Origin of the sequence: Mycobacterium sp. (assembly GCF_035499775.1) — a bacterium.
Taxonomy (GTDB): Bacteria; Actinomycetota; Actinomycetes; order Mycobacteriales; family Mycobacteriaceae; genus Mycobacterium.
This window is the reverse complement of the sequence record NZ_DATJYB010000348.1, coordinates 1-8,141: the sequence shown is the minus strand read 5'-3', so window position 1 is coordinate 8,141 and position 8,141 is coordinate 1. Positions and strand designations below refer to the sequence as shown.

Genomic DNA, 8,141 nt, shown 5'->3' with positions numbered 1-8,141 from the left:
ACCGATGTAATTCCAGGCAGGACCACTAGCACGAGGATTGCGGCGCCAGCGAATGCGGGCACAGCCGACCTGTGATTGGCTGCAAACGATGAAGATGAAGCGTGAGGTCGGGGCCAGGCTCGGGGTCACGGTGACCGATCCCACGGTGCTGGAATTCCAGATCGCGGTCGCATCCCTGGACGGTCTACAGGTGAGTGAGTCGCTGAGCGCAACGCTGAACGGCACGCCATTGTCCCTACGGGAGATCACCGGCGAGCACGGTGCCCGGATCCACACCGCGGAGGTCGGGGTCGGCGATCTACAGGTCAGGTACGACGCGACTGTCACCGGCCAGGCCGAGCCACTGGCGGTCAGGGACATCGATGCGTCGACCTATCTGCGGCCCAGCCGCTACGCCGAGGCCGATAAGTTCTTCGGGTTCGCGGCTACCGAGTTCGGCCAGTACACCAACTCGGTAACGCTGCTGGAGAAGGTGTCGTCGTGGGTAGGAACACGACTGAATTACGTTCCGGGATCAAGTGATCCGATAGACGGTGCCACGGACACCCTGCTGGCCGGCGAAGGTGTGTGCCGCGACTACGCTCACCTGGTGATCGCATTGCTGCGCGCGGTCAACGTCCCCGCCCGACTGGTGGCGGTGTACGCACCCGGATGTGACCCGATGGATTTCCACGCCGTGGCCGAAGCATTGGTCGACGGACAGTGGCGCGCGGTGGATGCGACCTGCCTGGCGCCGCGGCAGACGATGGTGCGTATCGCCACCGGCCGTGACGCCGCCGACACGGCCTTTCTGGACAACCACGGGGGCTCGATCGAGTTGACCGAGTCGGTCATCACCGCGTTCACCAACGCGCAGCTGCCTCGGGACTCGGTCGAAGACCTGGTATCTCTGGGCTGACCCCTCACCTGCGCGAGCAGTCCAACCTAGTTGTTGCCCGCGTTCAGCTTGGTGACGATGGCCCGAAAGTCCTCGGTCACGAATGACTGGTGCTCGGCCGACAGGGCATAGTCCAGGCTGGCGAGCACGGCGCGCTCCAGGTGAATGTTGAGCACCCGCTTGGTGCTTTCCACCGCCTGCTGCGGCAGCTCCATGATCTTCTTGGCGCATTCGATCGCTTCGGCGACCGGATCGTCGGCGACGTGGTTGGCCAGCCCGAGTTCGACCGCTCGCTCGGCGCGAATCCTGGTGCCGGTCAACGCGTACTCCTTGGCCAGCAGCAGACTGATGTGCAGCGGCCAGGTCAGCGGCCCGCCGTCGGCGGCCACCAGCCCCACCTGCACGTGCGGGTCGGCGAGAAACGCGTCCTTGGCGATGTAGACGATGTCGCTCAGCGCGACCAGGCTGCAGCCCAGCCCTACCGCCGGGCCATTGACGGCCGCGATCACCGGAATTCGGCAGCGCGCCATGCCGAGTACGATCTCGCGACCGTCTCGAATCGTCTTGGCGCGCAGGTCTGCGTCTTCGGCCAGCTCGGCGAGATACGAGAAATCTCCACCGGCCGAAAAGGCCTTGCCACGCCCGGTGAGCACCGCCGCGCGGGCAGCGGCATCGTCGGTCAAGCGCTGCCACAGGCGCGCCAGTCCGACGTGCAGATTGTCGTTGACGGCGTTGAGGTCGTCCGGCCGGTTCAAGGTGATGATCCGCAGCGCCCCGTCGGCACGGACGTCGATTTCACTTGGCATGTCGTACATTTCAGACTCCCAATCCCAAAATTCGCGATGCGATGATGTTCTTCTGTATCTGCGACGTGCCACCCATCACGCTTTGCGCGCGACTGTACAGGTAGGCGCTGAGCAGGTCCGGGTCGCGGGTTCCCGCCACGGCCAGCGCAGCATGTCCGACGGACTGTTCGACCCAGGTCATCAGCAGCTTGTCGAGCGATCCTTCGGGCCCATGCGACACGCCGTCCAGCTGTTCGGACAGCCGCCGGCGGACGTGATGGGTGAGCATCTCCGACTGGACCGCGGCCCAGGCGAGCTCTTCCGGAACCTGACCGTCGCGATCTTCCCAGCGCGCGAACAGGTCTCGCACCAGCTTGCCGTATCTGGCCGCATAGCCCAGGGTGGACGGTTCGCGCTCGTGTCCGACCACGGTCATGGCAACCGCCCAGCCGTCACCGGGGGCACCCACCATCCGGTCCGCGGGCACCGTTGCGCCGTCGAAGAACACCTGACCGAATTCGTTGGTCACCCCGTTCATCATGCGCAGCGGAAGTTGTTGGATGCCAGGCTGTTTCATGTCGACGACGAAGGCGGACAGACCGCGGTGCCGTTTGGCATCGGGATCGGTGCGGGCCAGTAGCAGACAATAGTCGGCGACGTCGGAATAGCTGGTCCAGATCTTGTGCCCGTGTACCACGTAGTGCTCGCCCTCGAGGGTGGCGGTGGTGGTCAGGGACGCCAGATCCGATCCGGCTCCCGGCTCACTGAAGCCCTGGCACCACCGCTCGCTGCCGTTGATGATGCCGGGCAGGAAGCGCCGTCGCAGCTCGTCGCCGCCGTGCCGCCCGATGCCGAAAACCAGGTACCCGACACTGGGGCGCGGCGGCGCGCCGGCGCGCACCAGCTCTTCGTCGACGATGACGTCGTACACCGGCGGCAGCTCCTGGCCGCCGTAGTCCCGAGGCCAGGACAACCCGAAGAACCCATTCTTGTAGAGGGCACGGTGCCACTCGATCTGGCGGGCCCAATACTCGTCGCCTGAACCGGAAAACTCCTTGGCGTGCAGGGAAAGCCACGATCGCAGCCGCTCCCGGAAGGCGGCCTCTTCGGCTGAGTCACGAAAGTCCAAGATCGATCTCCTTCAGCGTTACCGGCCACAGTTCGGTCGAGGTCAGCGCGCGGCGCAGATAGACGTGCACCAGGCAGTCCCAGGTGTTGCCGATGCCGCCGTGCACCTGCACCGCGGTCTCGCAGACGGTTCGAGTGGCGCGCGCGCAGTAGATCTTTGCGATACGGGCGGCCCGAATCGCTTCGGCCACAGGGAGTTCGTCGACTGCCCAGGCGGCGTGCCGCAGCACACTCACCGACCCCTCGATCAAGGCCAGGCTTTCGGCCAACAAGTGGGCGACGGCCTGATACGACCCGATCTGTTTGCCGTACTGCTCGCGGATCTTCGCGTAATCGCAGGCGACGGCGTGCGCGCCGCGCGCACCTCCGACCAGGTCCGCCGACGTGGCGACGAGCGCGAGGGCCTGCCATCGTCCAGCGACTTCGGCGGACACCTCACCCACAGCCTTCGGCGTTCCGACGATGCCGGCCTCGGCTCTGGTCAAATCCGCACCGGAATGGTTGCTGTCCAGCTCTGCCGTCAGGACGGTCGTCCCGGACAACAGCAGGGCGCGCTGGCACCCGCGAGCATCGATTGCGCGATCGTCGACGGATACGGTCGTCAGGCCCGCAAGGTCCGCACCAATGTGCCGGGCCAGATCGTCGGCCAACACCGGCCCGAGGAACGGCGTGTCCACCAGCCGGCGCCCTAATTCCTCTGCGACAACGGCGACTTCGACGCCCGAAGCCCCGTCCGAGCGCAGCGACCGCCAACCGGTGGTCGCAATCTGCCTGTCCAGGCGTGTAATTCGGGTCTCGTCGGCGAGATCCTGGACTGCCGCCGGCCCGAGATCATCGGCCAGCTTGGCGGCGGCGTCGCGCAGTTGCTGCTGTTCAGGTGTCAGACGTACATCCATAGCGCTCCTTGAGAACTCGGCGCAGCACCTTGCCAGAGGGCAGGCGCGGAATATCGCTCACGAAGACGACCCGGCTCAGCCGTTTGTAGGACGCCAGCTTCTGGTCCACCCGGGCCGTGAGATCGGCGGCCTGCACCGGAGCGCATGCCGCGACCGCGGCGACCACCGCTTCCCCGTTCGCTCCGTCCGGAACGCCGAATACCGCACAGTCTTTGACCGCCGGATGACCGTGTAGAACGGTCTCGATTTCGGCTGGCGCGACCTGGAAACCGCGCACCTTGATCATCTCCTTGAGGCGGTCGGTGATCCGTAGCCAACCATCGGCGTCGAGCCAGCCCACGTCCCCGGTCCGGTACCAGCTGTCGCACAGCGCCTCTGGGGTCGCCTCGGCCGGAAGGTAGCCGGCCATAACCGAATTCGACCGCGCCTGGATCTCACCGATCTCGCCCGGGCACGCGGGCGCACCGGTTTCCAGAGACATCACCCGCAGCTGAACACCCGGCACCGCTTTGCCGACCGCGTCAAGGCGTGCCCCCGCCAACGGATTACACGCAATAACGGGTAGTTCCGTGGTGCCGTACGCGGGGACCCAGCCGATGCCCGTACGTCGGGTCACGGTCTCGGCGATGCTGGCCGTGACCGGCGTCGCACCCCACATGATGAACCGCAGCGACGAAAGATCGTAGGACTCCAGCTTGGGATGGGAGGCGATCGCCAGCGCGATTGGCGCGACGGCCATTTCGACTGTGATGCCGTCCTTTTCGACGCACCGCAGCATTCGCTCGATGTCGAACCGCGGGTGCAGCCGCATCCAGGCACCGGTGCGCAGCACAGTGAGGATGTTGAGCAGGCCCAGAATGTGCGATGGCGGTGTGGCGACCTGGATGCGGTCGCGGCCCGTCAGCTGCAACGCGCCACGCCAGTGCCCCACCGCCGCGTCCAGCGACGCGTGAGTGTGCCGGACAGCCTTCGGCAGACCCGTGGTGCCGGAACTGAACACCAACAGCGCGTCGTCGTCGGGCGCCGGGGACTCTGCCGCCGGTTCAGCGGGGGCGATCGGTTCGTCCAGGTGCAGCATCGACATCAGTCCGGCCAGCACCGGATGGTCGCCGACGGCGTGGCCCGGGTTGGTCAGTGCGAGCGCGTGGTCGACCTCGTCGCGCTTCCAGGCGGGGCTGATCAGCACAGCCGCCGCGCCCAGTCGCCAGATCGCGAGCAGGACCGCGACGAACTCCGGCCGGTTGGACGCCATCACTGCGACGCGCTCACCTGCGACAGCGCCCCGTTTGGTCAGCAATGCGGCGAGCCCGTCGGCCAATGCGTCAAGCTGAGGCAGGGTGAAGCGCCGTTCCTCGCACACGAGCGCGGTCGGCTCAGTCACGTCCCGTCCTTCCTCGGCAGGCCCGGCTGTCCCGACATCCCCACTCTTGAGAAGATACTATCGCTAAGAGAGAATAGTATTCTCTATACTGAAGAACGCAAGTACGGGAAGGGGTGGTCACGGTGACGGTCACCCGGATCATCGAGGAGACCCCACGGGTGACAGATCCGTCGAACGGCGGGACCGTAACGATCCACCTGGACCGCAAGAAAGCCACGGTGCCGCTGGTTCCCGGCGAGACCCTGTTGCAAAGCGCGCGGCGGGCCGGCCTGGACCCGCCGTTCAACTGCGAGGCCGGCAACTGCGGCACCTGCATGGCCCGACTCTCCGAGGGCCACGCGACCATGCGGGTCAACGACGCGCTCGAGGACGACGAGGTCGAGGACGGCTACATTCTGACGTGCCAGGGCGTGCCCGACACGCCTTCGATCACGGTGCACTACGAGTAAGGCAGGGACATGGCCAAGGGGATCATCCACGTCGAGACTCGACCCAGTTCGCCCGATCGCGACCAGGAATACAACACCTGGTACGACGAGGTCCACCTTCCCGAACTGGTGGCCCTCGACGGAATCGTCTCGGCGCGCCGGCTGCGCCCGGTCGACGGTGACGGCCCGTACCTCGCGCTGTATGAGATTGAAGGCGACGATCTGCAGGCGATCTTGGACAACCTGCACGCCAACTCGCGCGGGCTAAATATGTCCGACGCCCTGCAGCTGGATCCCCCGCCGGTGATGCGACTGCTCGAGGTGACGACGGAGTATTCACCGCGTTAGGTCGAATCTTGCTGTCCGGCAATCCTTTCGGACTGCTCACGGCGCATCCTTCCGGGGCGCAACCCGTAAGCGTAGTGTCACGCGTCACCATGGTTCCGCCGAGAGGGGTCAGGAAATGCGGTTATTGCGCACCGTTTTGGTCGGGTCAGTCGCGGCCGCCGCGACCGCAACGACTCTGGGCGCGTGCGCAGGCCAGAGCCACAAATCGGTCGGCAGTTCCACGAGCAGCGCGGCCGGTCCCTCCGCCAGCAGTTCGGCAAGCCCCGCTGCGCCGGCGGCGGCGCGCCAACAGGTGACGCTGCCGATCAAGGGCGGCGAGAACTTCTATCCCCAGGACGTCGCGGTGGATGCGAACGGCACCGTGTACGCCACCTCGGTCAATGAGGGAGTCCTCAAGCTGAAACCGGGCGCCTCGGCAGCCGTGTCCGTTGGGTTCACCGGCGCGCAATTCGCTGTCTCCGGCGGCGCGGATGCGGCGGGCAACGTGTACCTCTCCGACGACGGCAGCACCGCACCCGCGTCCACGGGCCGAGTGCTGAAGCGGACTCCGGACGGTGCTCAGACCGAGCTCCCGATTACCGGCCTCGGGCAGGACGACCGGTTGGCGGTGGCCTCCGATGGAACGGTGTTTGTGGCCGACCACAGCCATAATCGCGTGCTGAAACTTGCCCCCGGAGCGAAGACGCCAGACGAGTTGCCGTTCAAGGGCCTCAAGGGTCCCGGTTATGTCGCAGTGGATTCGGCCGGCAACGTCTACGTGTCAGAGGTTGACTACGAGGGTGCGGGTGCCCACACGCGCGTGCTGATGCTGGCCGCGGGCTCGACGACGCAAAGCGTCCTCCCGATCACCGCGCCGAAGCAGAGGGCGCTAGCCGTCGACAGCTCCGGAACCGTCTATCTGGGCGGCACCCAAGGCATCACCATGCTGGCGAAGGGTTCCCAGCAGGCCACGCAGCTACTGGTCAACGGGGATGCCGGCGGCGATCCCAACATTGCGGGAATCGCGGTCGACAGCCACGGCAACATCTTCATCGCGGACCGGCAGAACAAGCAATTCGTCGAGCTGAAGGCTTAGCGGCGACCTCACTCGCCGAAGTAATGGCCTTCGTCGAGGTCATCGATCAACCCCGGCTGTTCGGGATGCCAATCCAGCACTTTCTGGGTCAGCGCGTTCGAGGTCGGGTTGTCCAGAGCTACGAAGCCCGCCAGAAATCCGAAGTGGGCGGCCTCTTCTGGGGGAATGCTGACCACCGGCAAGTTCAGGTGACGGCCGATGACGCCGGCGATGTCACGGAACGGCACGCCCTCGTCGGCCACCCCGTGCAATCGCGTTCCGGCAGGAGCCTTTTCGAGAGCCAGCCGGTACAGGTGCGCCGCGTCGAGTGTGTGCACACCGGGCCAGCGGTTGGACCCGTCGCCGATATGGCCGGAAACGCCTGTGTCGCGGGCGATCCCGATCAGGGTGTGGGCGAAACCGTGGTGATCCAAGGTGCTGTGCACCAACGGCGACAGCCGCACGACCGACGAGCGCACGCCGCGCTCGGCCAAGGCGATGGTCGCGTTCTCCGCGTCGATCCGCGGACCGGCGGGCAAGGCCTCCTGCTCGGTCGCGTAGCCGTCCCGCTCGGCAAATGCCAGCATGAGCGTTCCCCCGGTCGTGACGAACGGCCGGTCGGAGCCGACGAGCGCCTCGCCGAGCGCCTTCACGGCACGCAGGTCCGTGTCGACGGCTCCCGCGAAATCGTCCCAGTCGTGCCGGAACGCCAGGTGGATGACGCCGTCGGATGCCGCGGCGGCGGCCCGCAGGCCCTCGAGGTCGTCAAGATCGCCGCGGTGCGCCTCGGCGCCCTTGGCCGTCAGGGCGGTCGCGGACGCGTCGGAGCGGGCCAGGCCGGTGACTTGGTGACCGGCTTGGAGGAGTTCGTCGACGACGGCGGCACCGATGTGTCCGGTCGCGCCAGTGACAAATACCTGCATGAGTGATTCCTCCTGATAGCTTCGCGCTCGTGCCGTCCAGTCAATGAGCCAATGCGGGCCGTGTCCAAGACCTGTTTCATATCACGCGATGCAAATAAGGCATCACTGCAGTTCAGTACCATTATTTGTGACTAGCCAGCCGGCGTTGGTGACTACACTTGGCGCATGACCGACTCGGCGTCGCCGCTGATAGACCTCGACATGCGCCTGGTGGGGTACTTCGTGGCGGTGGCCGAGCACCGGCACTTCGGCCGCGCGGCCGCCGCACTACGGGTGGCACAGCCCTCGTTGAGCCGGCAGATCCGCCGCCTGGAGCAGCAG

The 8,141-nt window shown here is 66.2% G+C and carries 10 protein-coding genes; 5 read left to right on the top strand and 5 right to left on the bottom strand.

The genetic code is table 11. The features are described 5' to 3' along the window. Positions 1–94: 94 nt before the first annotated feature. Positions 95–898 carry a transglutaminase family protein gene (locus VML93_RS21795; protein ID WP_325613890.1) on the top strand — a complete coding sequence of 268 codons (804 nt, stop codon included), beginning with the start codon at positions 95–97 and terminating at the stop codon, positions 896–898. A 26-nt stretch (positions 899–924) separates the two neighbouring features. Here VML93_RS21795 and VML93_RS21790 read toward each other — a convergent pair whose 3' ends face one another. Genes VML93_RS21790 through VML93_RS21775 form a run of 4 tightly spaced genes read right to left on the bottom strand, consistent with a single transcriptional unit; the run spans position 925 to position 5,067 of the window. Next, a complete protein-coding gene (locus VML93_RS21790; protein WP_325613886.1) occupies positions 925–1,692 on the bottom strand; it encodes an enoyl-CoA hydratase/isomerase family protein in 768 nt (255 codons plus the stop codon). A gap of 1 nt (position 1,693) precedes the next feature. Next, the gene (locus VML93_RS21785; RefSeq protein WP_325613884.1) at positions 1,694–2,791 is read right to left on the bottom strand and encodes an acyl-CoA dehydrogenase family protein; all 1,098 of its coding nucleotides are present in this window, start codon (positions 2,789–2,791) and stop codon (positions 1,694–1,696) included. Next, positions 2,778–3,686: an acyl-CoA dehydrogenase family protein gene (locus tag VML93_RS21780; RefSeq protein ID WP_325613883.1), complete on the bottom strand. Its 909-nt coding sequence runs from the start codon at positions 3,684–3,686 to the stop codon at positions 2,778–2,780. Before VML93_RS21780 ends, VML93_RS21785 begins: the two co-directional genes overlap by 14 nt. After that, the gene (locus tag VML93_RS21775; protein ID WP_325613882.1) at positions 3,664–5,067 is read right to left on the bottom strand and encodes a class I adenylate-forming enzyme family protein; all 1,404 of its coding nucleotides are present in this window, start codon (positions 5,065–5,067) and stop codon (positions 3,664–3,666) included. The genes VML93_RS21780 and VML93_RS21775 overlap by 23 nt, the downstream gene beginning before the upstream one ends. A gap of 122 nt (positions 5,068–5,189) precedes the next feature. Here VML93_RS21775 and VML93_RS21770 point away from each other — a divergent pair, with 122 nt between their 5' ends. The 3 genes from VML93_RS21770 (at position 5,190) to VML93_RS21760 (ending at position 6,918) form a co-directional block, all read left to right on the top strand. Beyond that, positions 5,190–5,516 (top strand): 2Fe-2S iron-sulfur cluster-binding protein, encoded by a 327-nt coding sequence (locus tag VML93_RS21770; RefSeq protein WP_325613880.1) that lies wholly within the window; start codon positions 5,190–5,192, stop codon positions 5,514–5,516. Positions 5,517–5,525: 9 nt separating this feature from the next. Then, positions 5,526–5,843, top strand: coding sequence for a hypothetical protein (locus VML93_RS21765; RefSeq protein ID WP_325613879.1), 318 nt, complete (start codon positions 5,526–5,528; stop codon positions 5,841–5,843). Positions 5,844–5,958: 115 nt separating this feature from the next. Beyond that, positions 5,959–6,918, top strand: coding sequence for a hypothetical protein (locus VML93_RS21760; RefSeq protein ID WP_325613878.1), 960 nt, complete (start codon positions 5,959–5,961; stop codon positions 6,916–6,918). A gap of 8 nt (positions 6,919–6,926) precedes the next feature. On the opposite strand, the gene VML93_RS21755 is transcribed toward VML93_RS21760, so the two are convergent. Next, the gene (locus VML93_RS21755) at positions 6,927–7,820 is read right to left on the bottom strand and encodes an SDR family oxidoreductase (RefSeq protein ID WP_325613876.1); all 894 of its coding nucleotides are present in this window, start codon (positions 7,818–7,820) and stop codon (positions 6,927–6,929) included. Between the two features lie 165 nt (positions 7,821–7,985). On the opposite strand from VML93_RS21755, the gene VML93_RS21750 reads away from it, so the two are divergent. Further along, positions 7,986–8,141: LysR family transcriptional regulator (locus tag VML93_RS21750; RefSeq protein ID WP_325613888.1), on the top strand; the 156-nt coding region annotated here is incomplete at its 3' end.